We start from the raw sequence: 25847 nt of genomic DNA on the forward strand, positions 1-25847 counted from the left end.
AGTCGGGAATCAGGCTTCATCGTCTTTGCTCCAGTCGAGTGCGAGGATGCCGGTAATGACCGGCGCGAGCCACAGCCCGTGACGTCCGACAGGTCCTTGTTGGGGGTCCCCGGCCACGGTCGCGACGCTCTCCACGCGGGCGCCGTCCATGCGGGGCCACGGCGTCGTCGTCTTGTCGCGTGCGCCGACCCGTGCGGCGAGGTCCTCCCCGAAGGCCACGGAGGTGCGGGCGACGACAACATCGTCGTGGATCACGTCGTAGATGGGGCGGGAGGGCGTCGACCGGTGCGGGTCGAGCACGAGGCGAAGGGAGTCGCCCGGTTCCACCCGGGCTGCAAGGTGCTCCTGGGCAAGCTGCGGATCTGCCCCGCAGGGCTCTTCTCGGCAGACGTCATCGACCCGGATCTCGTACCCGAACGTGTGACACTTCTTCGGCCCACCGCGGTACCAGCGCTTGGCATGGAGGGAAGGTCTCGAGAACTGGTGCAACCGCCGGTCGTCCGGGCCCTCCGCCCGCAAGATCTGGCACCGTGCCCGGGTCAAGGCCACGAAACGGGTACGGGCGCTTTCCGAGAGGTTCACGTCGTTCTTCAGCCATGGCTTGTCCGGGAAGTCGACCAGGACGACGTTGTCGAACTCCAGTCCCTTGGCTCGATGGATGGTGGAGACGACGAAGGGGGAGGACGGTTGGTCCAGGAGGTCCGGGGGCAGAGCACGGGGGGCGCGCAGACGCTTGGCGAGTTGCGGGATGTCGACCTCGCTGCCCTTGCTTCCGGCGGTGCTTCGGAGCACGCGCCAGGTGACCATGGGGTCGAGAGCGAGCGCCTTCTTGGTGATGAACGCCTCGATTTCGGTTTGGGTCACGGTTCTGGTGGGCGCATCCGCCAGCAGGCGGGCGATCCAGCTGGCGAGTACCCGTTGCCGGGCTGTACGCCGCACCTCGACCGGAAAGCCGGCATGGGAGATCTCCTGCGCCACGAGCATTGCCTGCCCGTTGGTCTGGGTGAGGAAGGCCGTGGTGCCGTCCCAACGGGAGGCGAGTTCCATGACATGTCCGATGGAACCCATGGTGATGACACCGGCCTCGAAGTCTTCGAAATCGCCGAGCTGGGCCTCGTCGAGGACGGCCGTGCGCAGTGCTGCGGCCTCGCGTGCATCATCGCTGGTGGCTCGGTACTGCCCCGTCAGATGCTTTGTCGTGACACCTGCGGACCGGCAGACGCGGTGGAGCAGCTCCTGCGACGTCGTCGTGGAGAAGGGTTTCCCCCCTTTGCCGTGGGAGCGCAGCTGGAAGTCGTAGATGCCCTGCGCCGGGTCGCCCAGGAGGCTCACACCGGCGTCCTCGGGCAGCGAGTCGATGATCGCCAACAAGAAGTCCGCGCGGATGCCCACGACATCTTGTACCTCGTCCACGACCAGATGCTCGACGTCGGCGAACCGTTCGGTGGCGTCGTCGTCCTCACGCAGCAGACGCACGGCACGGTCGATGCGCATATCGAAGGTGAGTCCTGTGAGATCCGCGTCGTCTGCTGCAGCCAGGATCTCGCCGGCAAGGGAATCCATCGTCTGCACGGTCACCGGGGGGATACCGCGATCGCGCAATCGGGCGTCGACGGTGTGCACGGCTGCGTTGGAGAAACTGATGACCAGCACGCCGTCCATCGGATCGACATCCTTCTCGACGACAAGATGTTCGACGAGAGCCGAGACCACCTCTGTCTTGCCGGAGCCTGGTCCGGCGATCACGATCTGTCGTTCATCGGGCTCGATGTCGACGGCTGCACGCTGACTTGCGTCCAGTTCGACGGTGTTCCTCGACGAAGGATTCTGCTGGATCATTGCCATGGCTTACCGACCACCCCTGGCGTTGATCGTGAGGAGCCGGGTTGGCACCGCGACCAGGAACCACGGGATATCGAGCGAGGCTCGGTGCTGGGACACGGGAACTCTTTCGGACGTGACGACGATGTCGGCGCAGGAGCACCTGCAGGAGCGGTACACGTGCGGGTGCTGCACCAGCGGCCATTGGCATGCAGACGCATTCATTGACTATAGCTAAATGGCTAGTGTTACCGTCCGGGGCTCACCTCGGGGGCTGTCCACCCTGTAGTTCAGGCGTCGCCCGCACGGGCGAACGCCCAATTGTTACTCCCATGTAGAAAAGTTGCTCCGCACTGGCTTGCCCCTGTCCCGCCGTCGCAGGACAACCGTCCGGGACAGCGTTCCAGAAGCCGCAGTGCTGGCCATGCTCCCGCCTGTCCGCGCATCGCCCACGAACACGCTTCACACCCCACCGCTGAGCTCACCACGCACCCGTGGAAACCGCGACGCTACCACTTGGCATGTGAGGCGCACCGCTCCGCTCGACGTGTCGATACCGACCGTTGAGGGACCAGAATGTGCGTTTCCCGCAACTCACCCGGCGCCACTGCTCGGGCCTTTCCACACGCCTGATTGCCCCCGTGCGCCAACATCGCCCAGTGCTGCATACACCCGAGCCCTGACACCAGCACGAACTTGCCCGTGGTCTCCGGGCAATAGCATGAACCGGGCGCGCCCGGGCGCGGAAGTGGTAAGCACCCAAAACCGCGTGCTTACCTACTCGACCCGTCGTGGAGAGTGCACGGCCTCGCCAGTGTCTCGACGGCATCGGCAGCAAGTGTCATGTCCTCGTGTTCCCAGAAGCGCAGCACCGTCCACCCCAGTTGCTTCAACCGCTGATCGGTATCTCGGTCCCGGGCCACATTGCCCTCCAGCTTGGTCCGCCACCAGGCGCTGTTGGTCTGGGGGCTCGTGGCGTGCAGAGGGCAGGCGTGCCAGAAACACCCGTCAACGAAAACCGCTACCTTACGGCGAGGAAACAGGACATCGGCACGTCGCCTCGGCATACCCGGGAGCTTGGCGTCCACCCGATACCGGAGCCCCCGTCGGTGCAGTTCCTTCCGCAGGAGCATTTCGGGTTCGGTGTCACGTCGGCGCTGGCGGGACATACGATCCGAGGCTTTTGTGGGCATCGACCGTGCGTGGGAGGTGTCCTTTCGGTTGAGCACCTCATATGCGTTATCAGGTCCGGCGGGCGGGTTAGACCACGATGATGTGTCCACCCCCGCATTGTCTCTCGTAGACGCTCCCCTCCGCCGTTTCGGCCCCTTCCCGGGGGACAAGGCCGTGGTCCCGTAGCCGGCATAAATAACGCATGCTCGGCAACAGCCGAACACCGCCCTGAGGACGCGATGCTCAAAACTCGGTAATTTGCGGCACCGGCCGCCCCGTGCCCAGCACGCCCATCGCCTCGTTGATCTGCTCCCGTGTGAGGTGGGAGGGATCAGCTTCTCCAGCGGCAGCAGGCCTTTACACCGCATCCGCTCGTACTTGGAGATCTCCAGCGCCGGCACGGCCGAGGCGCGGGAGCTGCCGATAATGTACTGGGCCTTGGCGGTGATCTTCAGCGGCTCGATCTGGAACATGGCGCCCAGGGTGGGCAGGCCCACGGTAACGGTCACGCCACCGGCAGTGGTTAGGTTGAACACGGCCTCGATGGCGCGGTCCGAGGTGGTGCCCATACCCGCCCTGAACTCCGCGCGTACGGCGCCCGCCTCGCAGTGGGTGGAGCCGGTGCCGGGTCCCCGTAGGAACACCGCATGGGCATGAGCCTCGGCGCGGCCGATGCGGCATCGTACCGGTCTAGTGACCCGTCTTTGAAGTGGTTGGGCGGTTGGCTTTTCTGAGGATTTCGGTGCTGGTCTTGGTCCGGACGAACGGGTGGCAGCGGTCGTTCCAGCCGGTGACGAAGGCGCGGATCTTGGCGTTGAGCTCCTGGACCGAAGCGACCTCGGCCCGGTGCAGGGCCTGACGTTCGACGATGGAAAACCACACCTCCACCAGGTTCAGCCAGGAGGCCGAGGTCGGAGTGAAGTGCACACGAAACCGGGCGTTCTCGGCCAGCCAGGCCTTCACTTCAGGGGTTTTGTGGGTGGCGTAGTTGTCCATCACCAGGTGCAACTGCTGGTCCGGATAGGTCCGGGCGATCTGCTTGAGGAACGCAAGGAACTCCTGGCGGCGGTGCCGCGGCTTGCAGGCGGCGGTGACATGACCCGTTGCGATCTCCAGAGCGGCGAACAGCGTCGAGGTCCCGTGCCGGATGTAGTCGTGGGTGCGGGCCGCCGGCTTCCCAGGTTGCATCGGCAGGGATGGTGAGGTGCGCTCGAGGGCCTGGATCTGGGACTTCTCATCCACGCAGAGCACCACCGCGTTCTCGGGCGGTGCCAGATACAGCCCGACGACGTCGACGACCTTGGCCACCAACTGCGGGTCGGTGGAGAACTTGAAGGTCCCCTCCCGCCACGGGGCGACCCCGTACTCCCGCCAGGCCTGGGCCACCGTAGTGTGATCGATCCCCAGCCTGGAGCCCAGCAACCGGGAGGACCAGTGGGTGACCCCGAGCTTCTTCGGCGGGGGCCGCAACGAGGCGGCCACGATCGCCCGGTGATCGATCTGCCGGGGCCGGCCGGACCGGTCGGCATCAGCCAACCCCTTGATCCCGGCCTCGGTGTAGCGGGCGCGCCAGGCGATCACGGTGTTGCGAGTCGTGCCCACCTTCTCGGCGATCTCGGTGTTGGAAATGCCCTCGGCGGCCAGCAGCACGATCCGCGCCCGCTGCGCCAATCCAGCCCGCACCGCGGTGGAACGCACGAGGCTCTGCAGTTTCTCCCGGTCACCCTGGCGCAACAGCAGCGGGGCCGCAGGATGGTTTGCCATAACCCATGGTCCCACCTCATCAACCGCTGGGGAACTTCAACCCCGGGGCACTAGCGCCTATAGAAGCGGGTGAATTCGGTGATGGTGCAGAGATTGACGGTGGTCGATGGCCCCTGGCCCGACCGAACGATCCGGTCGTCATGGCGCCGGCACTTCCGATCCAAGGCAATGATCAACTGGGCCCCGCTGGTCCGGGTGGACAGGAACCGACCAAACCGGACCGACCTTCCATGACCGGTTACATCTGCTGTCTGTTGGCGGCTGGGTGGACACCGAGGGTGTTCATCGTCGTCATCACGATGGTCACCAGGGGAGCCCTGCTGACACCGTTCTCGTCGACGACCTCGACCTCGCCGGCCATGTCCAGCCAGTCGACGGCATCGGTGCCGTGGCCGCCCATCCAGGCGAGCAGTCCCAGCAGAACGAACACGTGGGAACGGTCCGAAACGGGCGTGCATCCTGCCACAGCGTGCAAACCGTCGCGCACAGCGCGTCCTCGAGTCCAGTCGACATCCACCACTCCCCCGGGCACGTCCGTCACGCCCAGCGTCCGCAGCCAGGTCAGCTCGAAGTCGGCGCTTCCCGGACGTGCCGTCACCGCACAGAGGGCGAAGCGCGCTGCGGACGGATACACCAGGGTGGCGGCGAGGCGCTCCGCCGCTTCTCCGCGGTCCCCGGCGATCAGCTGCTCCCACAACTGGGTCAGTTCCCTCCCGGCCGGATGCCGTTGCTCCCACAGTTCTTCCCCGTGCACATCGGCGAGGAAGCCGTAGTCGGCGCGGTACTTGGCAACGCGGGTGGCTGCGGCCTCATCGGCAAGATAGGCAGGCGGCTCGACAGGTGCCCTACGCGTTGCCGAGACGATCCGCTCGTCACTGGCCCAGGCGATGAGGTCGACGGATTGGGTAACCTGCTCAGCACTTCCCTTCGAGTTGGCGTGGACCAGGGATTCCCAGATAGCGGAGGTCACTCGTACCACGTCGGAAACGTCGACGCCCGTGACGGAGGAGACGCCGCCCCCGATCAACCCGACCCCCAGATGGTGGGCCTGTTCCCGGTCCAGGTCATCGCTGAAGATATAGATGTAGACGCCCGGGGCATCCGGCCGTTGGCCGTGGAACAGCTGCTCCATGGAGGTCGCGAACTCGACCATCTGGTCCGGCGTGGGAGCATCGAAGCGGTGGACGGGGCCGGGCCGTCGGCCCCCGTAGAAGAAGAGCACGATCGAGTCCTGCGGCATATGACCGAGGGTCCCGGCGACAGTGGCGATCATGTCAGGGTGACTGCTGACGACGATCTTGGGGCCGACCATAATTCCTCCCGCGGTGAAGCAACCAGTGCAGTTGGTATGCATTGCTATGTCTAGCAGCAGCGCGGGCACCTCACCTTCAACCTCGAGCTGGCGAAACAGGACCCGGCCTCGCTGGAATACAGGGTGGTTCACGAGATGACGCACTTGCACGAACACGGCCACGGCCACGGCCACGGCGAACGACTCATCATGCTGCTGGACGTCTATCTGCCGACGTGGAGAACCCGCCGCGATGCGCTCAACACCACCCCGCTGCGCGACGAAAATTGGCAGAATCAGCTCGACAGCCGCCTTGCATGATCACGACGAAGCCTTTCGCTTCCCTACCTTCCGCGCCCCTTTGGGCGGGCAGCTACGCGAACCCTGCTGCAGCGGGGCAGGTCAAGGAAACCAGGGACAGTCCCCGTTCTCCCCACTCACCGGTTGAACTGACGGAAATTCGAGGCCGGGCATCATCCACCGCGTATGGTCCTGAGCATGCGCGCCGAGCTCGAGGAGATCCTGGAACTCCAGAAACAGTGGACCGACAGGAACACCGAACCCATGCAACGCCGCGGCGTCCTTGTCCGGCGTGAACTCACGGCATGGCTGAACAGCGCCCTCCCCGAGGCAAGAAGCACGCACCGAGTACTGACCGATCTCAACGTAGTAGCCAGCGACGGCTCCGGGCGCAAGGCCGCCATACCCTGGTGCCGCATCCACTCGCTCACCCACTCCCCCTCCGCGACGGAGGGGTGGTACCTCGTCTACCTGTTCAGTGCCGAGGGTGAACGGGCATACCTTTCCCTCAACCAGGGGACCAACCGTCGGGAGAACAGAAGGAATCGTCCCCGTTCTCCCGAGGAGCTGGAACATCGGGTCGACTGGGCGCGACAGGTCCTGCAGATCACCGGAGGACCGGGCCTGGTGGCCGACATCGACCTGGAAACACCCAGAACGCCTCTGGGTCGCCAGTACGAACTCGGCAACGTTGCAGCTTTCAGGTACCTGAACGGGTCGGTGCCGGACGAGTCGACGCTGGGCGATCACCTCACGGAAATGCTGACGTGGCTGGCGAAACTCCACGAGGCAGAGGAGGCAACACGGTCTGGCGTCCACGAACCGGATTCACACCCTGCCGATGCTGGGACGCCCCCAATGCAGACACCGGATCCCTCGCCGTGGCCCCGGTCGGGCCTGCACTCCGACACGGCCCGCGCCGACGACACCCTGAACCGTGACTACGTCTCCAGGTGGAGCGGCGAGGAGACGGATGCCCAGGCCCCGGCCACGATCCGCCGCGAGCAGAGGGAGCTGCGTCGGTCTCTCCTGAAGGATCGCCCGACAGCGCCGTGCGCCCTCTGCGGGGAAGTGCTGCCGGCACGGTTGCTCATCGCAGGTCACATCAAACCGCGGAGCATGTGCACCGAGGAAGAGCGCATGGACTTCACGTCGGCGGCGATGCTGGTCTGCGCCCTCGGCTGCGATGCCCTCTTCGAATGTGGCTACATCGTCGTGGACGCAAACGGTCAGGTGTGCCGTGGCCGTGCCGCAGAGACGAAGGGTCTCGAACGGGCCGTGGACCGGCTCATCGGGAGGACGTGCACCGCCCACGATGTCTCCACCGTCGCCAACTTCGAGGTTCACCGTTGCCTGGTACAGCGGGCGTCCTAGCGATCTCCCTGCGGGGATGACACGTACCCGGAGTCCACAGGGCAGCGGTCACGGGTCGTTCCCGGGGGACCGGGCTGGACGGTCCCGATGGGTTCAGCGCGACTGTCGGTAGTGGTCCTTGACTGCCCGGGTGAGGCGCTTGAGCTCGACGGATTTCTGCCGCGGTGTCAGACCCTCGGGCACCGCCCCCAGTTCTTCGGCCAGGGTCCAGAAGCCCTTGCCCACCGATGTACCACCGCTCTGCCGGACCAGGGCGCTGAGCATGATGCCGTGGTCCTCGTAGGACCACACCGAGATCTCACCCAACAGCCTGCCCATAGCCGCCCGATCGGCCTCCCGGTCGAAGCGGAACGCAGGCAGCCGTTCGCGGTCGATCCGGTGGTTGACGGCGGTGTAGTCGGTCTCGCAATTGCCCGCCGCACACTCGGCCAGGTAGGCCTCGGTGACCCTGAGCATCGCCGCCCAATCCCTCTTGGCGCGCCCGTAGTACAGCTCCTCATTCCCCTGGCCGGCTCGTGCCGTCATACCCCTGTCCCCCCGCAATCCCGATGGTAGTGTGCGCGAAAGCAAATCTACTGTTCGGTAGGGGCACAGGGCACCCATGTGCGCGCACATGACGCCGGAGGACACGGCCCTGCTGCCGCCCGCCCACGGTGCGCACCGCGCCGCGGCCCCCAGAGCCCTGTACCGCACCGCTGGACATCCACCACGATCCTGGGAGGACCCCTGTGAGCCCTCGCCGCTCCCCCTACACCTCCTCGTGGTTGCCGGAGCACGACCTCGGCGCCGAGGTGCCGTCCCAGAACCCGGCCACCTCGGCGATCGAGCAGCGGGTGAAGCAGAGACTGCTGGAGGCCGGGCTGCCGGTGCGCCAGGGATTGGCGATCCAGTGCAGCTACGACATCTTCGGCAACAGGTTCCCGGTCCTCACCCCGGACTTCGTGCTGCTGGAGTCGAAGGTCTGCGTGGAGGTGGACCCGCTCTACACCCACGGTGCGCGGGAGTTCCAGGACACGATGCGCAACGCGCTGCTCTCCCACGCCGGGTGGACCGTGGTGCGCCTGCGTCTGGGGGGCCAGCAGCCCATCGGCGCCCATGACGTCGTCGCCGAGGGCCAGACCATCACCGACCCGGTGATCGAGGCGCTGGTCGCGGCAGTCACCGACGCCGTTGACGGGCGCCCCGGGCAGGTGCGGCGGGTCGCCCGCCCGACCCCGAGGATGCACGGGCGGCTGAGCCGGGCCACCACCCGCTCGGCCTACGAGCACGCCTACTTCTTCGCCTGGATGCTCGACTCCGGTGACCCCGTGCGCCTGGCCATCGTGGACTCCGGGCGCTGTCTGGGCCTGGACCGGGGCAGGAGCGGGGTGTGGTTCCTCCGGCTGCTTGACCTCCACCGCCTCCCTCGGAAGCAGTGGAAGGCGGAGCTCACCGCGGTGCTGGAGCAGATGGGCGAGGCCGACTTCGAGCCGACCTCCGCCTTCCCGTGGGGCGAGCGGTTCTTCACCGGGCCCAGCGGGCCCAACGTGCTTCTGCCGGCTTCCTTCAACCTCGGCGGGCCGACCTGTGAGCTGACGGTCACCGTCAAAGGCACCACCACCTGGGAGCCCCTGGAGCTGCGCACCGACGGGACTCCCCAGCTGCAGGTCCACCCCGAAGCCGCAGCCGCCGGCTGGCGCATCGCTCAGGTCGTCGCGGCGAACCCGTTCCTGCCCCGTGTCGTGACCATCTCCCTGGCCCGCACCGGGAAACGCACCGGCCACTGGGCCTGAACGCGCGCTACGCACCATGCACGGCGCTACGCACGGGCCTCCTGCACCGGGCGTGCCCGCTGTGTTCTCTCAGGAGATCCAGGCGTGCTGGGTCGGGGACCAGAACACGACCCCGACGCTGTGGCCGTCCAGCTGCTCCCGGACCTGCTCGTCGGTCAGGGCGGAGGACCCGATCAGCGCCTGGAACTCCTGGCGTTGTACCGCGGCCCAGGAGACGGCGTAGTACCGGTCCGAGGAGTGGGCGAGCATCGCGGTGAGCTCGGCCTCGCCCAGCAGGGCCGTGGCCACCAGCTCCCGGTCGTAGTCCACCTCGTAGAGCTGCCCGCCGATGGTCTCCCGGTAGACCAGTCCGGCACCGGTGAAGTCGGCGATCCACGCCTCCAGGACCTCCTCCCGCACCCGGCGCTCCTGCTCGGTGGCGCCGAGGACCCGCAGCTGGGCCGGGTCCCCGTCGCCTTCGGTGGCCACCGCGACCACGGTGCCCTCGAGCAGCAGCTCCACTGACTGGGCAGGGTCCGCCCCGGGGTAGGCCTCCTCGGTGGCGCTGTAGGCACCCAGGACGTAGTCGGCGGTGGCCGGCACGGGCCGCAGGGTGGCCGGCAGCAGGCGGGTGGGAACCGTGGTGTCAGGGTCGGTGGGGGTCATCTGTTCTCCTGGGGCGGCAGGCGGGTGGCGGACACCCCCAGTCTCCGCCACCGCAGGGGTGATCCGGGCAGCGGCAGGGCCTCCGGACCCGGCACATCACCCCCCTCCCCCAAGTGCAGGCGCGATCAGCACCCGATGACCACGCCCGCCGGCAAGCACGGGGTGTGGGCGCAGCCCACGCGCCGCGGCCGGTCCCGCGGGGTACGGTCACGATGCTGCGGGCACCTGGCCCCGGTGTCCCGGCCGTGTCATCTCCGCGCCCCGCCGGACCCGGTCCCCGGACCCGGGGTGGGGTGTGTGAGAGTCTGGCTCGGTCCCCGTCCCCTCCCCATGGAGTCCCCCCTTGAGCGCTGCCGTCCCTGTCGCCACACCCGCCCCGGCCCCGGCCGAGGTCCCGGTGGTGGACTCCTTCGCCGTGGCCGCCCAGCTGCGCATGACCACCGCCGGCACCACCGCCCGCCTGATGGTGGGCCTGCCCGCCGAGGTGACGGTCACACCTGCTGTGCTGGTGCCGGCGCTGCTGAGCCTGGGCCGGCAGGTGCTGGACGACTACCGGCTCACCGGACACGAGCTGCCCGCAGTGGAAGTCACCGCGGTGGAGCGGGTGCAGACCGTGCCCGCGGCCGCACGGGCGACCGGCTTCACCGTGGGGGTCACCAACGACCTGACCGCGCGACGGTCGACCGTCGTGGTGGACTCGGACCTGCTGCTGGGCACCGACGAGGGGGTGGCCCTGATTGCCGCCACCCTGTCCGCCGGCGCCGAGCACCTGATGGAGACCACCGACCGCTCCACCCACCGGTCCGCCCCGTCCAAGCGCCGCTCCCACCGCCGGCGGAACTCCCGACGGCGCCGCTGACCCCATGCCCGGAGGACCCGTGGGCCGGCCCATGCCCCGGCACCGGCCGTGCACCCAGCAGCCCGCCCGGCACCACGGCCCCTGCCCCGGCGAGACGAGAACAGGCCACTGTGGCCGCGCGTCGGGCCTGTCCGGGGGCGGGGCTTTCTGCCAGGCTGGCAGAGCACGAACACCGTGCACGAGCACCCCGCACTCTGCGGGGTGCCCGGTGGTTCGCACAACGAAGTAGGTACTGGTTATGACTACAGGTGTGGTCAAGTGGTTCAACGCCGAGAAGGGCTTCGGCTTCATCAGCCCCGAGGACGGCTCCGCCGACGTGTTCGCCCACTACTCCGCCATCAACTCCGGAGGCTTCCGCTCCCTGGAGGAGAACCAACGGGTGGAATTCGAGATCCAACAAGGCCCCAAGGGCCCCCAGGCCGCGAACATCACCGTCCTGTCCTGACAACGACACTGGGATCTTGCCTGCAGATCCCGCGTAGCCCGAGCAGACGCTGCGGCACCGCCGAAGCCATCGCCACCCAGGCCTCGAGCTGGGTGGCGATGGCTTTGCCGCGGTCGATCAGTCTCCCCGCATCTTCACTATCCCTACGCTTCATCCACCGCGGATCATAAGCCGACAAGCTGCGACTTATTGAATAGATCGACTGCAGTGACATCATCAACTGGACGCACGGCATGCGCTGGTGACACCAGTTTCACTGCTCAGCGGGTGGGTTTGTTGGGCAGCCGTCTCGGCGCGACCGGCAGGCTACCGCCATTGCGCTGCCTAGCCTCCTCGATGGCGATGCGCAGGGCTTCGGCGGCCAACTGGCTCACCGACTGCATCCGTCCGGCCCGCCGGTCGATGCCGGTGGTCTCCTCCATCGTCGCAATGGTGTCCACCGGCAGGATGAAGGCACGGTTGACCCCGCGCTTGCCTTCCTCCGGATCCGGGTGCGCCTGCGCCAGCTTGGCCCGGTCGGCAGGAGTGCGCCCAGCGTGGGCATCCAAGGCGGCGGCGATCCAGCGGGCGAAGCTGGTGGGCGGATCGGCGAGGGCGTCCAGGTCGGCCACGTAGGCGGACTTGGCCCCCTCCAGGGTGGCCTGGCGCAGGTACAGACCCAGGCGCGCAGTCCCCGCCGGCAAGGCCTGCGGTCGGCGCGCAACGCCGCCCGGCTCGGTGATGCCGGCCGGCTCCTCGACCGCCGTCGGGGTGACAGACTGCGGGGCCCCCCGCTCCCCCGCTGTCGGCACCTCTGCCACAGGTGCCGCGGTGGATTGCTGTGGCACCTCGACGGTGGGTTCGTCGACAGGCTCGACGGTGGGCACCTCGACGGGTCTGGTGATGGCGGCCTTGTTCCGGTCTTTGAGGGACCTCCGGGCGGGCATCAGACTCGGACTCCTGTGCTGGCGGCGATGATCGGGGACACGGCCGCCTGGTAATCGGCGGCCACCTTGGAAGACGGGTCGTAGACGGACACCGGCATCCCAGCCGTGTAGGCATCGCGCACGGACACCGCCTCTCGCACCGGGGCGGTGACCTTGCCCGGGTGCATCTGCTCGAGCATCTCCACCACCTCCTTGTCCAGAGTCCGGCGCCCGTCATAGCGGGTGGGCACCACCCAGGACACCGCCAGCCCGGGACGAACCCGGCGGGCCAGCCGGGCCTCGATGACATCGGAGAGCCGGGTGAGCTGGTCCAAGGCCTCCACCTCGCAAGCCACCGCCGCCACCACGACATCGGCTGCGGCCAACCCGGACAGGGTCAGTCCGGACAGTGCCGGCGGGGTGTCGATGACCACGTCGTCGAAGCGCTCCGCCACCGTGGGCAGGTGATCGCGCAGGGCAGTCACCAGATCCGGCACCTGATGGGTGTCCATGTCCGCCAAGTCATGGGTGCCAGCCAGCACGTGCACCCCGGCAACGGTCGGGCTCGGAACAGCGGCTTCGGCAGCAGTAGCCTCCCCGGTGAGCACCTCAGCGGCCACGGCGGGGACCTCGCTGTCATCAGTCAGCCCGAGTCGAGTGGTGAGATTTCCCTGCTGATCGAGGTCGATGGCCAGCACCCGGCGTCCAGCCGCGGCCAGGGCGGCTGCGATTTCAGCAGCCGTAGTGGTCTTGGTGGAGCCGCCTTTGGACAAGGCGACGGTGTAGACGGTCATACGTGGGTGCCCCTTTCGGTGGTACCAGCAGCCCGGAGGTGTCCAAACTGTTGCATGTATTCAATCTATCGCAACTGATTGCTATGGGGCGTCACTGTCGACTCACTCGTCGGGCGCTTATAGGCCGTTGATGCCACCCCGCCAATCCCCTCCATCCCGTCCTTCAGGCACGAGCACGCTGACGCAGTTGGAGCGTAATGGCCACCCTGAGGCCCGAGTGGCTACGAGTGCGCCCGAACCAGACCGGTCAGACACCCCTCCACCCCCGCCCTCCGTCGCGCCGGAGAGGGCTCTGCATAGGGGTAGGGGTGGCAGGAAACCCCTGTGGGAGAGCCAGATGCAGCAGACTGTTCCACTTATACAATTTGTTGCGTCTATTCAACTCAGTGAATCGAGTGAATCGAGTGAATCGAGTCAATATCTCCGATACGACACCGCCACACTGAGGCGGCCAATGCGGATGGGGCAATGAGGATTTCACCCTCCACCCGAGCCCGCCCCCATACAGCGCAAAGACCCCCGCCCCGCATTGCGGGTTCGGGGGTCTTCCATGGTTGCGGGGGCAAGATTTGAACTTGCGACCTCTGGGTTATGAGCCCAGCGAGCTACCGAGCTGCTCCACCCCGCGGCGACCATACGACTATATGCCCCTTCGGACAGACGCGCACATCCGGCTCGACCAGCCAGCAGAGGGGGAAGGCGCAGCGACGCATTTCCCAGGGGAAGTCTTCTATGGAGCCGCCGAAGCCGGCATGCCTTACCTGCCTTACCTGCCTTACATCCAGTACATCCAGTACATCCAGTACATCCAGTACATCCAGTACATCCAGTACATCCAGTACATCCAGTACATCCAGTACATCCAGTACATTTACTGAATTTAGTGTGTCTATTCAATATATTTACTTTTGGCATAAATTGAATATATGCGTCAAAGCCATCAAAGAAACGATAGATATGGCGCCCCCGCCCTGTCCGGTGAATCGCCGTGAGGTCGTCCCCGAAGGCCGACACAGGTACCACGCCGAGTGGAGGAAGAGGTCCCAGCACATACGGCGAGAAGCCCTCTGCAGGAAGTGACCCGTGAGCGATGACACCCCTGCCTTGATCTCCTGCTGTTCGGCGTCACATTGCTCTCCACGGCAGATGTGCTGATGACCCGTATGGCAGCCGAGGGGAACTTGGCTCACAACAGCGCGGCCGGTCCATCCGCACCCGACACACCAAAGCCTCCACAATGCAGCCTGGGTGGCCGGCCAGACCGCAGCCTTGCCAAGAGCGTCGGCGACGGTCCCAATTACGGCGGGCACCGTGGTCGCGGCGGGAACTGCCGCCCTGATGGGTGGGGGCGGCGGGGCCGATGGCGTGGGGATGGTCGGATTCCTCGTAGAGACAGCTGTGCTGATCTCTGCCACCGGTCCAGCCCACACCGCGGCCCGGCACGCTATCGCCGCTTCCACCAAAAATCCCGCGCACGGTCCCGGTGCACAAGACCGGTCCTAGGTGAGCCCCGGAAGCGGGGGACACTCAGGCACCGAAACGGGGCCCCTTGCCCCGACGACATTGCCTAGCACTGGGGGATAGACATCGCATCCAGTGTCTATCGCAAGTTAACCGCGTATATTCATTATATTTATTAAGGTGTCTCTGCTGCGTCTAATGCGCTTCTGCCATCGGAGGGTCGAGTGACCTAAAGCGGTGGGGTCCGCCCTTCGGGTCAGCCCTAAGCGACATCACGCATGCGTCATGCTTTTCTGTCGCGTCGGAGCGGGAGGCAATAGGATCAGCTTTTGCCCACTACGACTGACTACTAGATTGAATATACGCCACATAGGAACATCCCGCGCATCCCTGGTGGGACAAGGGGTTTGAGTAAGGCGACAGCTGAAGCGCCCCACCTACGGTGTTGTCTGAGCCTCCGCAGAGGTGCACCGCGGTTCTTTTGGGCAGGCGCTCTGGAGTCTCTCTAGGGCCGAGGAAATGCGCGGGAGCCGCTGCTGTGTCCTTGTCAGCTAACGGTGCGCAGCTCGTCCCAGTCGGTGGTGTACCTGGGGGAGAGGTCGGCCTGGCGGGTGGCCCAGGGGGCGGGGGAGTGGGTGCCGGACCGGCCCAGGGCCAGGGTGCGGTGGCCGAAGCGGGCGTTCACCGCATCGATCAGCTCCCCGATCGGGGCCGGCTGCTCGATCACTCCGGGCAGGATCGGCACCGCCCCCTCCGGTGCCAGGTCCAGGCAGAGGATCCCGGCGCGCATGTACGGCATCCCAGGCAGCAGCTTGGGCACCAGAGAAGCCCGGGCGGCGGCGGCCAGGGGACCGGGCTGGTGGGTGGGCACGGCCAAGCGCACGTGGGCCGAGACGTGGTGGGTGGGTCCGGGCCGATGGGGTGAGGTGGTGGCGAACACCGTCAGGCGCCCGGCGACCTCGCCCTCCTTCCGGAGGCGCCGGGAGGCGCGCTGGGCGAACTCGGCCACCGCCGCCCCCACGACCTCCGGGTCATAGATCCGGTCCGGGAAGGAGCGGGAGACGAGGATCTGCTGCTTGGTGGCCACCTCGTCCTCGAGGGGGATGGCCGGGAAGCCGTTGAGCTCGAGCACGGTGCGCATCTGCACCACCGAGAACCGGTCCCGGATCGCCACCGGATCCGCATTACGCAGCTGCGCGACGGTGGCGATGCCCATCGCCTCCAGGCGCTTGGCCAGCCGCCCGGCGATGCCCCAGACCTCGGTGACCGGCAGGGCTTCCATGAGTCGCTCCCAGTACCCTTCGGGGGTCTGGTCCCAGTGGACGACCCCGCCGGTGGCCGGCAGCTTCTTCGCGGCCTCGGTGGCGATCTTGGCCCTCGTCTTCGAGCCGGCGATCCCGATGCTCACCGGCAACCCCACGTTGCGGGCCACGGTGGCTTTCAGCCGGCGTGCCCACCGCACCTGCTCGGCCGGGGTGCCATCGGGTGGGAGCAGGAAGCACTCGTCGATGGAGTACACCTCCTGCCCGAGGCTGTGACGGGCCAGCAGCAGCATCACCCGCTCGGACAGGTCGGCGTAGAGTTGGTAGTTGGAGGACCGCTTGACCAGTCCCCAGCGTTGGGCGTCGGCACGTAGCTGGAACCAGGGGTCGCCCATGTTGATCCCCAGCGCCTTGGCCTCGGGGGAGCGGGCGACCACACAGCCATCGTTGTTGGAGAGCACCACCAACGGCTTGCCCGCCAGGGAGGGTTCGAAGAGCACCTCGGCCGAGGCGTAGAAGTTGTTCACGTCCACCAGGGCGATCACCGCACATCACCGCCCTGGTCAGTGTGTTGGCATATCGCGATGTTCGTTCCTGCGGTGTTCCCTGTATCTGGAGATCTGATACCTGCTCATGAGAGCAGGTATAGCCGCTGGAGACGACATCATTGCCGGGCCCTCACGGCCGGACATGGGGGATGGGGCGGGATGTGCCCGGGCAACGGCCCCACCGGGCAACTCGTGGCTCCTGCTCGAGGGGTAGGCAGGAGCCCACGAGTTGCCCGGTGGCGGGCTGTGGTCAGCCGATGGCGATGGCGTCGAAGTCCTCGCTGATCACCAGTTCTCCGGAGAAGTTCGCCCCGGCCTTCTCCCACTTCTCGACCGGCCAGTTGCCCGGGACGAGGTGGTTGAGCACCAGCTTCTTCACCCCGGCGCGTTCGGCGATGCCCCCCACGTCCTCGATCGTGGTGTGCGCCCCGATCAGGTGCTGGTACTCGGCCTCGGCGGCCGCGTCGCGCGGTTCCGGGTGGCGCTGGGCCACCCACTCGGCGGCGATGGCCTCGTGCACCAGGACGTCGGAGCCCTTGGCCAGTTCCACGAGGTTCTCGCTGGGGCCGGTGTCCCCGGAGAAGGTCACGGACCCGGTGTCGGTGTCGAAGCGGAACGCGAAGGCCGGGAAGACCGGGGCGTGCTGGACCAGGGTGGCGGTGACCTTCACCCGGTCGTCCTCGAAGACCTCGACGGGGCTCATCGACGGGTGCGGGTCGCCGTTGGGGTCATCAACCAGCTCGGCGGGCAGGACGATGTCACGGCCGGTGAAGAAGTCCCGGGGCGGCGGGTAGCCGGAGTCGATGATGCGGTCGTTGAAGTCCGTGGCGAAGGTCTTGACCATCGCCTCGATCGTCTCCCGGGTTCCCGGAGTGGGGTTGGCCGGGTTGACCACCTGGTCGGCCGGGATCTTCGCCCCCTTGTAGTTCACCGGCAGAGCCCCGCGGTTGCCGGGCCCGTAGATCTCCAGGACCCGGTCGGGGATGGCCACCCCGTTCTGCAGGCCGGTGCCGAGGATGTTGTAGAGGTCGGAGATGTGGTCCGAATGCAGGTGGGTGAGGAAGACGGCCACCAGGGCGTCGAGCGGACCGCGCATGTCCTTGTCCCAGGCACCGAGCTTGGCCTTCTTGATCTGCTTGCCGACCCCGTCCCCGGCATCCACCAGGTAGTACTTGTCCCCGACCACCACCGCGGAGGAGACCCCTTCGCGGTGGGAGTCGTTCCACCAGGGCGGGCCGCCGCTGGTGCCCAGCAGCACGATCCGGTTCTTCGCGTCGGTGGTCAGCGGGGCCCGGCCCACCGCCCGCCCCGGTGCGCCCGAGGCGGCCGAGGCGGCCGAGACACCCGAGGCGGTGGCAGAAGCGGCTCCACCGGCCGAGGACGCCTGGCTGGCCGGTGCGCAGGCCGTGGCCGCCAGCGGCGTCAGCCCCAGTGCGGAGGCCAGGCCGAGCGCACGCCGGCGGGACATCCCCTTCGACGGGACGGCATTGTGATCGGAACCAGGGCCGGGCATGAAAGATCCCCCAAAGAAGTGACTTGTATCATGGACAAAGATCCAGTATGGAACATCACCGCTGGCCAGAACCCGCTTTTGGGCACCTCAACAATACATAATCACAGGTTATTCATACGCATGCGCACTGGATGGGGTGGCCGTAACCAGCCGCTCGCCCTGCGCTAACGGAACTTCCGCGGGTAGACGTGACGGATTCCGTAGACCACCACACCCCAAATGTGCAGGGTCGACAGGGACGGAACCTCCACATCCGGATAGGCCGGGTTCTCCGGATGCAGCACGACCTTCTCGGGATAGACGTGGAGGGTCTTGATGGTGAAGTCACCGTCGAGCACGGCGATCACCACGCTGCCGTGCTTGGGCGTCAGGGAGCGGTCCACGAGGACTTCGTCGCCGTGGTAGATCCCGATGCCTTCCATCGAGTCCCCGGTGACGCGGAAGAGGTAGGTGGAGGTGACGTCTCTGATCAACACCTCGTTGAGGTCGATCCGGCCGTCGTCGAAGCTGTCCTGGGCAGGGGAGGGGAAGCCAGCCGGGACTCGGACCAGGACCGCAGAGACCCACACGGGGTCATCAATGGTGAGCGGTACTGGGTGTCTCATGCCGCCAGGATAGAACAATTATTCGATATTTAAGTATTGCACCGCTCTTTTATAGAACTGATTTTCGGTAGGGCCAACGCTGATCCACTGGTGCTTCGGGTGCGTCCTGGGGCAGGCATGCCCCCTGCCCCGCCGCCCAGTACAACCGCCCCCAGGGGAAGCTCACCGGATGACGGGTGGGACACGCAGCACCGCCTGGTGCAACGAGGGCGAACGGAAGACCACCAACCGCTCTTATCAGGGCAGAGCAAAGACGGGGACGGGAATGGCATTCATCGGTGCACCCTCCGGCACAGGCGCCCGGGACGGGACGCCCGGTGGCTTGCAGGGAGGACGGTCGGCCGGTCCTGTGCTCGGTACACCGGGCAGGAGCTCGACCCGGGCCCGGAGTGCCGGCTTCGACGGTGAGGTGGTTGCCGCAGCGAGCACCACGCCACTCCTGTCGGCACGAGCCAGGCGCCTGGAAGGTGCCCGTTCAGGCGGCGTGACACAGGACCCCAGAACCCAGAATCGCGCGGCGCAGGGTGGCAGCGGACGGGACGTGGGCGGCGAGTTCGTGCAGGTACCCCCGGGCCTCCAGCAGCTGCAGGGCGTCCTGGAGCTGCTCACCGGTGAGCTGGGTCTGCGCGGCCACCACCTGCAGATCCAGGGGGCGGACCTGCTCGAGGAGGTGGTCGGCCACCGCGTCGAGGACCACCACCGCCTCCACGCTCACCTGGTCGTCGTGGAGAGCCTGGGCCAGCAGCCGCTCGACGGCATAGGCGGAGGCGTCGAGGAACCGGACAGCAGAGGTGGTGTGCATGGGGCAGACGCTATTCCTGGCCCCCTGAGGGTGGGCTGATACGGGCTGAGCGGGACCTGAAGCCCTGCTGCCACTTCAAGGGATCGCATGCGGCAGGCCCGGCCCGGGCGCCAGCGGGACAGAGCCAGGGATGTCGGCGAGGAGCCGGCGGACGGACACGGTGCCGGGGTGACCGCCGGGGGCAGGGCTCAGGTGTCGCGGTTCAGCGGTTGGGGTTCAGGACGCAGTTGGCGACGATGACCGCCGTCCCCCCGCCCAAGGTTGCGGCGAGGAAGATCGCCAGCGGGATCCCCCACGGACCGGTGGCGGTACCGATGATGAGCAACGCACCGAAGGCCGCGAAGACGGCCAGGGCGGCCCAGTACCCGATCTTCGAGACCACACAGTCCCACACCGTGCGGTTGTGCCCGATGCCCTGCACCGCGATCTCCTGGATCGCCGCCGCGTCAGCGTCCAGCAGCTTGGGCGGGAAGTCCGGGAAGTGACCGGCGATGATGCGCCGGGCGTCCTTCCCGGAGGTGGCCGGGGACAGGCCCAGCCCCCGCAGCTCCTGGAAGGACATCGGCGCGATGGGCACCTCGCCCCGGGTGGTCAGCTCCCGCCACGTGACCCTCCGTCCGGTGCCCCGGGTGCGCTGACGCAGATGTTTCTCCACACCCTTCCGGGCCTGACCGCGCACGTGGTCGGGGAAGACCTCCGGATCGCGCAGCAGCCGTGCTGCCACCTCGGCGTCCACGAACAGTTCACCCTCGTGCTCGAACACCAGCTCGTCGAGCTCACGCATCAGCTTGCGCAGTCGCCGGTGCACCTCCTTGTCCTGGAACTCCCGCGGGAGGAGATCCAACAGATCCCCCGCCTGGCCCCGCGCGTCCTTGCCGTCCATGACCCCTCCCGGTGTCGCCGCACGCCCCTTGAGAAACGTGTATTTGCATACGTTAATGGTAGGGCGTGGGTCAGAGGGCAACAAGCACGGGAGCTGAGGTGGAGCCGCTGACTGCTCGATCGTTATAGACCACTACCTGGCGGCCGGGCCTCGACGCTGCCCCCCACCCCTGGCGGCCGCCGTGCGAGCTGGTCTCACACCCCGATACCTCACCGCCTGCCGGCGTCCGGGCGGCTCATGGCGCCGGGGAGTGACGGTGCCGATGCGGTCGTGGGCGGCCGATGACCGCCACGGAGAGCTGCTCGCTTGTGGAATTGCGCCCCGGGTGTCTCAGCGGTGGTCGACGGCGGGGGGCTCCCCGGGCGTGGGGGAGGAGCCGGGCAGGAGGCGTTCCATCACGACGTCGTCCTCCTGGCGGCCCCCGATGGTGAAGCGGCGCCGCCCCACGACGGTGAACCCGTGCTTGGTGTAGAAGGTGATGGCCCGGGTGTTGTCCTGGTGGGTGCCCAGCCACATCGAGTGCGCCCCGCGGCCGCCGGCGACATCCAGGCACGCGGTGATCAGGGACCCGGCGAGGCCGGTGCCGTGATGGTCGGCCACGACGTAGCACTTGCTCAGCTGTGCCGTCGGGCGACCGGTGACCGCCCCGGCCACCTCCGGATCCGCCGGGTCCCCGAGCACGACCATGGCATAGCCGCCCAGCACCCCGCCGCTCTCTTCCACCAGCACCACCCGCTGGGGATCCTGGAGGTAGCCGCTGAAGCAGGCGACGGACAGGGACTCGGCGATGAACCCCGCAATGGCCTCCCTGCTCAGGTGGGGCGGGCACGCCAGGGGAAAGGTCGCGGCGGCGAGATCGGCCAGGGCAGGCACGTCCTCGGGCAGAGCAGGGCGCACGGGCACGAAACGTCCTTTCGATCAGGGAGGCGGCAGGGACCGGATGCCAGGTGACAAGACCTATCAGATGGCGCCGTGGGCAGCGACCAGGTGCTGAGGCCTCAGAGGCAACCCCTTCCCCCTGAGGCACTCCCTATGCCACGGTCACCCGGTCCACCGCTGCTGCCCCGGCCCCGGACTGAACCCAGCCCATGGAGGTCACCCAGCTGTCCCCGGCGTGCCCGCAGGTGGACTCACCCTTCCTCACCGCCGTCCTCGGCGACGCCCTGGCCTGGCTGGCCCGCGACAAGCACTGCCAACGGCTGTCAGCGACCATGCCCGGCGACCTGACACTGGAGGAGAACCTGCCAGTGACGGTCTAGATCCACGGCGGCGGTCTACACCCGAACCATCGGCCGTTTCGCTACCCGGCACACCCAAGCCGGCAGGGCGGCCCACACCTATGCGCTCTCCTGGGCTGCCCCGGGTAACGACTATGGTGCGGCCCACCCGATCGATCTGTCGCTGCTGTGCGGCCCCGAAGACACCTGGGCGAACACTGGGCTGGTAGCCGGTGCGATCTGGGCGGAGAGGGAGGCCTGCAGGAGGTAGCTGCGCCGACTGTGGGCCAATTTCGCCCGTGGCGAGGACCTGGGCGAGGCCGGGAACATCCCGGGGCCTTGCCCTAACGCCGCACCCGCGCCTGAGCTCATCTGAGACCCTGAGCCAACCGGGGCAGGGCCGGCCGAGGCCGTGGACGCGGTGTCCGGCCGGCAGGGGAGTGGATCCATCACCTGCCCCGGCCGTGTTCGGCGAGCACGGCCGCGTGGCCGGCTGCGATCTGCGCAGCCCACCGCTCCCTAAACGACCGCCGATCCACCGGCCCAGACCCCTGCGACCTAACGGTCACATCATCCCCACCCGCCGCTTGAACATCGGCCGGGACCTTCGTGTCGATCTTGGGTGCGGCGGCCTGGCGGGCTGCTTCGCGGCGTGCGTGGCGGGCGGCGGCGGTGATGGCCTCGGCCCGGCGTTGTTCAGCCTCTGCCGCGGCCCTCTGGTCGGGGGAGCGCATGGGGGTGCCGTCTTGGTGGGTCCAGGCTCTGAGGCGGGCGGCGAACCAGGCGCCGGGGTTCTCGATGCCGGCGACCGAGTCGTGGGGGTAGCGCTGACCGTTAGGTGTCCAGTTGAGGGTGTGGAGGATGTCGGCGATGCTCCAGCCGGCCTCAAAATGGGGCTTCGCCACGGAGACGACGTAGGCGGTGGTGATGCGGCGCAGGACCAGGGCGTGGTGTTGGAGTTCGAGCCCCGCACAACGGTAAGTGTGCTTCCAATCTCGACGGGTCGCCCCCACACTCTGCGGCTTCACCGTCGCGTGAGCTGGCCACAGTGGAGCTGAACGCTGTGAGAGGGCGGCTTGGACTTCCCGCCGCTGTGCGGCGGCTTTGGCGGTGGGTCGCGGCGTAGCCGCGTCCTTCGGGGAAAGTTCTTCGCGCGCGTGCGGGGGGGACAAGACCCCCTTCGGGGGGACCGGGCCGACATTTATTTCCACAGGCATTGACTCCTCTTCCGCGTGGGTGGGGGTTTCGGTTGCGGTCTCCGGCGGTGTTGCCGGGGTGGGCGGGGACGGGGTGGTGAGGGCGTAGACGGGGGCCTCGCCCTGCTTCTTGCCGGTGGCCCGGGGGGTGTAGGCGGCCGAGCGGCCGGTGGCCACCACGGCCAGCAGTCCCCAGTCCTTGAGCCGGCGGATCATCCGCCCCACCGAGTCCTCATGGACACCGAGGCGTTCGGCGACCCAGGCCCAGGTGGTGCGCCAGGTGCGCGAGGCCGGGTCCTGCTGCACCGCGATGACCTCGATCAGGGCGGCCATGTTCGCCCGCCCGTCGGCGCGCATCAGCTCCAGGGCAGGGTGCTCCAAAGCGGCGCGCTTCCACGCCACCACGTGACGGGCCAGCCGGCACCCCTTGGGCACCGCACGCAGGACCACGGCCTTGGAGCGTTCATAGGCCACACGCACCCGACGACGCCGCGAGGGCAACTCCGCATCGAGCGCTGAGCAGCCGTCAAAAGACGGCTCAGAGGGAAAATTGGCGGCGTTAAGCCGCGAGGGGTCCCCTTGCGGGAACGCCTCAGGTACACTAGGAGACACAACAGTCCCCTGGTATTGGGTTCATGACAGGTTCCGATTCAGTTAGCTGTTGAAACGGCTGTCGCAGTTTGGCGACGGAGACAGCCGAATGACTTAGACGGCCCGCCCGGCAAGGCGGGCCGTCAGTCGTTTAAGCGGAGTTAGCCAGCGGCAAGCGCGGTTCCTCTCTGCTATCGAGCTTGTTGGATTTTCCTCGATCGCGGTCGATCAGAGCACCGATGTACTCAGCCATGCTGAGGCCCGCGTTGCGGGAGGCTTCAATAGCCGCACGGTGCTGGTCTGGAGAGACCCGCGCCATCAGGGCCACTTTGTGGCCCTGCAACTTTGGCTGCTGGTAATCGGTCATGGGCAGATCATCGCACATGGAGACCGATACCGATAGCGGTATCGGGCGTGTCTTCATGACTTTTGACGTGGTCGTTGCTGCAGGGTGGGGAGCTGGCTGGCCTTCATCGCTCCACGTCTGAAAGCGTGCGTGCTGGGAGACATGGCTTCACGATACCCCAAATTGAACATGTTCAACATAAACATGTTCAACCTGGGGGTAGCCTGAAGGGCATGTCGTGGCTTGGAGGAGTGATAGCGCGATCCGGCTCTGATCCGCTGGCTGACCTGCCCTTATCTCTCACACGGGAGCAGCTCCATCGAGAGGTCGAACGGCGGCACGGCAAGCCCATCGCGATTCAGCCGGCCCCTGCGGGGCTCGGTAAGGACGTCACGGGCTTGTGGCTTGAGACGGATGAACGGTCGTGGATTTTTCACGCTGCGGGTGAGAGCGAGCTTCTGCGTCGGCACGTGATTCTGCACGAGTACGGGCACATCCTCCTTATGCACAGCGGGTGCGAACTGACGCTGGGGACCGCCTTCTCGCACATCGGGGGCTCCCGGCGGATCAAGACTCTTCTCGGCCGGTCCACAGCGTGGACTGTCCAGGAAATTGCGGCGGAGGACGCCGCCACGCAACTGGCGGCTCGCCTGGCGCATCGTGCGGATCCTTTGCTCGAGGCGTTCTGATGAGCCTGGGCGCCTTCCTGAGCCTCTTCAAGGCCGCGGCGTGCATCTTCGCCGCCGTGGCGGCCGGGGCTCGACTGCCCCAGGTGGTGCGGCGCCGTCGGCTGGACCTTGTGTGGGTAGGCACAGTCCTGGCCGCCCTGGCCTTCTCCGCCAACGCGGTCATGGTCGCCGAGCACACCGTGGATGCGCTGCTGGGCGGGACCAATGTGTTCCATCTGGTGCGCAATCTGCTCGCGCTCAGTGCCGTGTGGTGCTTGCGCGCCGCTCTCGTGCAGTCCCTGCAGCGAAAGGCTTGGAGCCGGTCGCGGACATTGAGAGAGGCCACGGTCGGTGCTGCTCTTCTGCTGGCGCTCACCGTCGCTTTCTTTGCCATCGACCGGGGCCCCACCTCGGTGGCGTTCATCCCGGACCATCTTCACCAGGGGGCGACCGTGGTCTACACGGTGCTCATAATGGCGATGGGCGGATGGAACGCCGCCAACGTTGCCCAAGTCGCCTTGCGGGAACTCACCCTCCGCCAGGATGGGCGCAACCGCCTGTTGCGGCCGGCCCTATTGGGCCTGGTGGCGGGTGGTTTTCTGCTCATGCTCGGGTCCGCGCTGGAAGCCGCCTATGCGATCCTCGGGCATCTGGGCGCCTTGGATGCCGTCGCTGTGGTGTTGAGGTCCTTCTTCGGGCCCGTATTCCTTCCCGGGGCGGCTCTGGTGTGTTTGGCCGTGGCATGGCTGGGTCTCTGCGCCCTCGGCCAGCGTCTGCAAGTGGGCCTGCGGATGGACATCCTGAGGATCGCTCCGGTGTGGGAGCAGGTCAGAGCCGATCGGTGGAGCCCTGGGGGGTACCCTCCGGGCTGGCGCAGTGCTCTGTCCTCCGATCCGCAGAAGGTCCTCTACAGTTCCGTTATTGCCATCGAAGACGCTCTGCGGGCGGACAAGGTGAGCTTGTCCCATAAACGACGGCGTACCTTGGCGGTCGCCGAGAGGAGATTCGAACTCACACCATGACAGTGCAGATCGGCATCCCCCGCTGGGAAAGAACAGCCACCGAGGCATTCCAGCCTCCGGTGCTGCTGGCCGCACTTCTCGTCGCCCTGCCGTGGGGCGCGAACCCTTCCGCTGCTTCTCTGTGGTGGGGGATCAGCGCAGCCCTTATCGTGTGCGGCATTCCACTGGCCGTGGTCCTCATGCTGGTGCGCCGCGGGGTGCTCACCGACCATCACGTGAGCGTGAAGGAGCACCGGCGGCCAGTGATGGCCGGCGTGCTGGTCCTGGTCCTCGCCTATCTTGCAGCGGCGATCCTGATGCAAGGTCCGATCGAGATCGTGGCACTGCTGGTCGCAACGTTCTTGGCCGGCCTCGTCATCGCTGTCGTGAGCCCGTGGTGGAAGATCTCCGGTCACGGCATGATGATGGGCGGCACTATTGTTGCCCTGACAACAACTTGGGGCCCTGTCGGCCTGCTGTTCGTTCCGGTAGGCATCGCAGTCTGCTGGAGCCGCATCCGGCTTCAGGACCACACCGGGCCGCAGGTGATCTCAGGCTTCATCTACGGGCTGGCCTTCCTGGGAAGCATTTACGCCTGGATCGTGACATGA

At 67.0% G+C, this 25847-nt stretch carries 26 protein-coding genes and 1 tRNA gene; 10 read left to right on the forward strand and 17 right to left on the reverse strand.

The genetic code is table 11. The annotated features are described in order from the left end of the window. Nucleotides 1-9: 9 nt before the first annotated feature. The 4 genes from IEW07_RS16975 to IEW07_RS16990 all read right to left on the reverse strand — a co-directional run bounded on the left by IEW07_RS16975 (nt 10) and on the right by IEW07_RS16990 (nt 6244). Entirely contained in the window at nt 10-1839 is a 1830-nt protein-coding gene (locus IEW07_RS16975; RefSeq protein WP_188539413.1) for a UvrD-helicase domain-containing protein, read from the reverse strand. A 755-nt stretch (nt 1840-2594) separates the two neighbouring features. Continuing rightward, the gene (locus tag IEW07_RS21665) at nt 2595-3563 is read right to left on the reverse strand and encodes a DNA mismatch endonuclease Vsr (protein WP_308738240.1); all 969 of its coding nucleotides are present in this window, start codon (nt 3561-3563) and stop codon (nt 2595-2597) included. 121 nt (nt 3564-3684) lie between these two features. Then, entirely contained in the window at nt 3685-4758 is a 1074-nt protein-coding gene (locus IEW07_RS16985; RefSeq protein ID WP_188539415.1) for an IS630 family transposase, read from the reverse strand. A 238-nt stretch (nt 4759-4996) separates the two neighbouring features. Beyond that, nucleotides 4997-6244: a DUF4192 family protein gene (locus IEW07_RS16990; protein WP_188539416.1), complete on the reverse strand. Its 1248-nt coding sequence runs from the start codon at nt 6242-6244 to the stop codon at nt 4997-4999. Here IEW07_RS16990 and IEW07_RS21670 point away from each other — a divergent pair. Beyond that, the gene (locus tag IEW07_RS21670) at nt 6182-6370 is read left to right on the forward strand and encodes a YgjP-like metallopeptidase domain-containing protein (protein ID WP_308738241.1); all 189 of its coding nucleotides are present in this window, start codon (nt 6182-6184) and stop codon (nt 6368-6370) included. The two genes, IEW07_RS16990 and IEW07_RS21670, sit on opposite strands and share 63 nt — an antisense overlap. A gap of 177 nt (nt 6371-6547) precedes the next feature. Further along, on the forward strand, nt 6548-7723 hold the full coding sequence (locus IEW07_RS17000; protein ID WP_188539418.1) for an MrcB family domain-containing protein: 1176 nt from the start codon (nt 6548-6550) through the stop codon (nt 7721-7723). Between the two features lie 93 nt (nt 7724-7816). Here the strand turns inward: IEW07_RS17000 and IEW07_RS17005 are convergent, their stop codons facing one another. Continuing rightward, nucleotides 7817-8248, reverse strand: coding sequence for a hypothetical protein (locus IEW07_RS17005; protein ID WP_188539420.1), 432 nt, complete (start codon nt 8246-8248; stop codon nt 7817-7819). A 203-nt stretch (nt 8249-8451) separates the two neighbouring features. On the opposite strand from IEW07_RS17005, the gene IEW07_RS17010 reads away from it, so the two are divergent. After that, nucleotides 8452-9495, forward strand: coding sequence for a DUF559 domain-containing protein (locus tag IEW07_RS17010; protein ID WP_188539422.1), 1044 nt, complete (start codon nt 8452-8454; stop codon nt 9493-9495). A gap of 69 nt (nt 9496-9564) precedes the next feature. Here IEW07_RS17010 and IEW07_RS17015 read toward each other — a convergent pair whose 3' ends face one another. After that, the gene (locus IEW07_RS17015; protein WP_188539424.1) at nt 9565-10140 is read right to left on the reverse strand and encodes a hypothetical protein; all 576 of its coding nucleotides are present in this window, start codon (nt 10138-10140) and stop codon (nt 9565-9567) included. 343 nt (nt 10141-10483) lie between these two features. Between IEW07_RS17015 and IEW07_RS17020 the strand changes: the two genes are divergently transcribed. Then, nucleotides 10484-10999, forward strand: a complete 516-nt coding sequence (locus IEW07_RS17020) for a hypothetical protein (RefSeq protein WP_188539426.1) — start codon at nt 10484-10486, stop codon at nt 10997-10999. Nucleotides 11000-11237: 238 nt separating this feature from the next. Beyond that, nucleotides 11238-11444 (forward strand): transcription antiterminator/RNA stability regulator CspE, encoded by a 207-nt coding sequence (cspE, locus tag IEW07_RS17025; protein WP_188539428.1) that lies wholly within the window; start codon nt 11238-11240, stop codon nt 11442-11444. Nucleotides 11445-11704: 260 nt separating this feature from the next. On the opposite strand, the gene IEW07_RS17030 is transcribed toward cspE, so the two are convergent. From IEW07_RS17030 to IEW07_RS17040, 3 genes are all read right to left on the reverse strand, one after another. Continuing rightward, on the reverse strand, nt 11705-12310 hold the full coding sequence (locus tag IEW07_RS17030; RefSeq protein WP_188539430.1) for a hypothetical protein: 606 nt from the start codon (nt 12308-12310) through the stop codon (nt 11705-11707). 59 nt (nt 12311-12369) lie between these two features. Next, a complete protein-coding gene (locus IEW07_RS17035) occupies nt 12370-13143 on the reverse strand; it encodes a ParA family protein (protein WP_188539432.1) in 774 nt (257 codons plus the stop codon). Between the two features lie 551 nt (nt 13144-13694). After that, nucleotides 13695-13771 (reverse strand) — tRNA-Met (locus tag IEW07_RS17040). A gap of 124 nt (nt 13772-13895) precedes the next feature. Here IEW07_RS17040 and IEW07_RS21485 point away from each other — a divergent pair. Next, the gene (locus IEW07_RS21485; RefSeq protein ID WP_268235540.1) at nt 13896-14021 is read left to right on the forward strand and encodes a hypothetical protein; all 126 of its coding nucleotides are present in this window, start codon (nt 13896-13898) and stop codon (nt 14019-14021) included. A 1130-nt stretch (nt 14022-15151) separates the two neighbouring features. Here the strand turns inward: IEW07_RS21485 and IEW07_RS17045 are convergent. The 6 genes from IEW07_RS17045 to IEW07_RS17070 form a co-directional block, all read right to left on the reverse strand. Further along, on the reverse strand, nt 15152-16411 hold the full coding sequence (locus tag IEW07_RS17045; protein ID WP_188539435.1) for a Y-family DNA polymerase: 1260 nt from the start codon (nt 16409-16411) through the stop codon (nt 15152-15154). 253 nt (nt 16412-16664) lie between these two features. Then, complete coding sequence (locus tag IEW07_RS17050; RefSeq protein WP_188539437.1) at nt 16665-17882, reverse strand: MBL fold metallo-hydrolase; 1218 nt, start codon at nt 17880-17882, stop codon at nt 16665-16667. A gap of 209 nt (nt 17883-18091) precedes the next feature. Then, the gene (locus IEW07_RS17055; protein WP_188539439.1) at nt 18092-18532 is read right to left on the reverse strand and encodes a LexA family protein; all 441 of its coding nucleotides are present in this window, start codon (nt 18530-18532) and stop codon (nt 18092-18094) included. A 475-nt stretch (nt 18533-19007) separates the two neighbouring features. Beyond that, entirely contained in the window at nt 19008-19334 is a 327-nt protein-coding gene (locus IEW07_RS17060) for a hypothetical protein (RefSeq protein ID WP_188539441.1), read from the reverse strand. Between the two features lie 202 nt (nt 19335-19536). Beyond that, the gene (locus IEW07_RS17065) at nt 19537-20217 is read right to left on the reverse strand and encodes a hypothetical protein (protein WP_188539443.1); all 681 of its coding nucleotides are present in this window, start codon (nt 20215-20217) and stop codon (nt 19537-19539) included. Between the two features lie 330 nt (nt 20218-20547). Further along, complete coding sequence (locus IEW07_RS17070) at nt 20548-21114, reverse strand: GNAT family N-acetyltransferase (protein ID WP_229741932.1); 567 nt, start codon at nt 21112-21114, stop codon at nt 20548-20550. Between the two features lie 191 nt (nt 21115-21305). Between IEW07_RS17070 and IEW07_RS17075 the strand changes: the two genes are divergently transcribed. Continuing rightward, nucleotides 21306-21476: a hypothetical protein gene (locus tag IEW07_RS17075; RefSeq protein WP_188539447.1), complete on the forward strand. Its 171-nt coding sequence runs from the start codon at nt 21306-21308 to the stop codon at nt 21474-21476. 407 nt (nt 21477-21883) lie between these two features. Here the strand turns inward: IEW07_RS17075 and IEW07_RS17080 are convergent, their stop codons facing one another. After that, complete coding sequence (locus tag IEW07_RS17080; RefSeq protein WP_188539449.1) at nt 21884-23104, reverse strand: hypothetical protein; 1221 nt, start codon at nt 23102-23104, stop codon at nt 21884-21886. A 268-nt stretch (nt 23105-23372) separates the two neighbouring features. Then, nucleotides 23373-23588, reverse strand: coding sequence for a hypothetical protein (locus IEW07_RS17085; protein ID WP_229741933.1), 216 nt, complete (start codon nt 23586-23588; stop codon nt 23373-23375). A 212-nt stretch (nt 23589-23800) separates the two neighbouring features. On the opposite strand from IEW07_RS17085, the gene IEW07_RS17090 reads away from it, so the two are divergent. The 3 genes from IEW07_RS17090 to IEW07_RS17100 are packed head-to-tail and all read left to right on the forward strand — an operon-like array spanning nt 23801 to nt 25847. After that, nucleotides 23801-24256: a hypothetical protein gene (locus IEW07_RS17090; RefSeq protein ID WP_188539453.1), complete on the forward strand. Its 456-nt coding sequence runs from the start codon at nt 23801-23803 to the stop codon at nt 24254-24256. Next, complete coding sequence (locus tag IEW07_RS17095; protein ID WP_188539455.1) at nt 24256-25257, forward strand: hypothetical protein; 1002 nt, start codon at nt 24256-24258, stop codon at nt 25255-25257. The genes IEW07_RS17090 and IEW07_RS17095 overlap by 1 nt, the downstream gene beginning before the upstream one ends. Then, the gene (locus IEW07_RS17100; RefSeq protein WP_188539457.1) at nt 25254-25847 is read left to right on the forward strand and encodes a hypothetical protein; all 594 of its coding nucleotides are present in this window, start codon (nt 25254-25256) and stop codon (nt 25845-25847) included. Before IEW07_RS17095 ends, IEW07_RS17100 begins: the two co-directional genes overlap by 4 nt.

Source organism: Kocuria dechangensis (assembly GCF_014636775.1).
Classification (GTDB): domain Bacteria; phylum Actinomycetota; class Actinomycetes; order Actinomycetales; family Micrococcaceae; genus Kocuria; species Kocuria dechangensis.

What these genes read in the sequence shown, in the direction of transcription:
- IEW07_RS21485 (WP_268235540.1), top strand. Translation starts at nt 13,896, where the DNA reads ATGCCTTACCTGCCTTACCTGCCTTACATCCAGTACATCCAGTACATC.
- IEW07_RS17035 (WP_188539432.1), bottom strand. Translation starts at nt 13,143, where the DNA reads ATGACCGTCTACACCGTCGCCTTGTCCAAAGGCGGCTCCACCAAGACC.
- IEW07_RS17095 (WP_188539455.1), top strand. Translation starts at nt 24,256, where the DNA reads ATGAGCCTGGGCGCCTTCCTGAGCCTCTTCAAGGCCGCGGCGTGCATC.
- IEW07_RS16975 (WP_188539413.1), bottom strand. Translation starts at nt 1,839, where the DNA reads ATGATCCAGCAGAATCCTTCGTCGAGGAACACCGTCGAACTGGACGCA.
- IEW07_RS17005 (WP_188539420.1), bottom strand. Translation starts at nt 8,248, where the DNA reads ATGACGGCACGAGCCGGCCAGGGGAATGAGGAGCTGTACTACGGGCGC.
- IEW07_RS17050 (WP_188539437.1), bottom strand. Translation starts at nt 17,882, where the DNA reads ATGTCCCGCCGGCGTGCGCTCGGCCTGGCCTCCGCACTGGGGCTGACG.
- IEW07_RS17060 (WP_188539441.1), bottom strand. Translation starts at nt 19,334, where the DNA reads ATGCACACCACCTCTGCTGTCCGGTTCCTCGACGCCTCCGCCTATGCC.
- IEW07_RS17015 (WP_188539424.1), bottom strand. Translation starts at nt 10,140, where the DNA reads ATGACCCCCACCGACCCTGACACCACGGTTCCCACCCGCCTGCTGCCG.
- IEW07_RS17090 (WP_188539453.1), top strand. Translation starts at nt 23,801, where the DNA reads ATGTCGTGGCTTGGAGGAGTGATAGCGCGATCCGGCTCTGATCCGCTG.
- IEW07_RS17065 (WP_188539443.1), bottom strand. Translation starts at nt 20,217, where the DNA reads ATGGACGGCAAGGACGCGCGGGGCCAGGCGGGGGATCTGTTGGATCTC.
- IEW07_RS17085 (WP_229741933.1), bottom strand. Translation starts at nt 23,588, where the DNA reads ATGACCGATTACCAGCAGCCAAAGTTGCAGGGCCACAAAGTGGCCCTG.
- cspE (WP_188539428.1), top strand. Translation starts at nt 11,238, where the DNA reads ATGACTACAGGTGTGGTCAAGTGGTTCAACGCCGAGAAGGGCTTCGGC.
- IEW07_RS17055 (WP_188539439.1), bottom strand. Translation starts at nt 18,532, where the DNA reads ATGAGACACCCAGTACCGCTCACCATTGATGACCCCGTGTGGGTCTCT.
- IEW07_RS21665 (WP_308738240.1), bottom strand. Translation starts at nt 3,563, where the DNA reads ATGGGCACCACCTCGGACCGCGCCATCGAGGCCGTGTTCAACCTAACC.
- IEW07_RS17100 (WP_188539457.1), top strand. Translation starts at nt 25,254, where the DNA reads ATGACAGTGCAGATCGGCATCCCCCGCTGGGAAAGAACAGCCACCGAG.
- IEW07_RS17000 (WP_188539418.1), top strand. Translation starts at nt 6,548, where the DNA reads ATGCGCGCCGAGCTCGAGGAGATCCTGGAACTCCAGAAACAGTGGACC.
- IEW07_RS17075 (WP_188539447.1), top strand. Translation starts at nt 21,306, where the DNA reads ATGGAGGTCACCCAGCTGTCCCCGGCGTGCCCGCAGGTGGACTCACCC.
- IEW07_RS16985 (WP_188539415.1), bottom strand. Translation starts at nt 4,758, where the DNA reads ATGGCAAACCATCCTGCGGCCCCGCTGCTGTTGCGCCAGGGTGACCGG.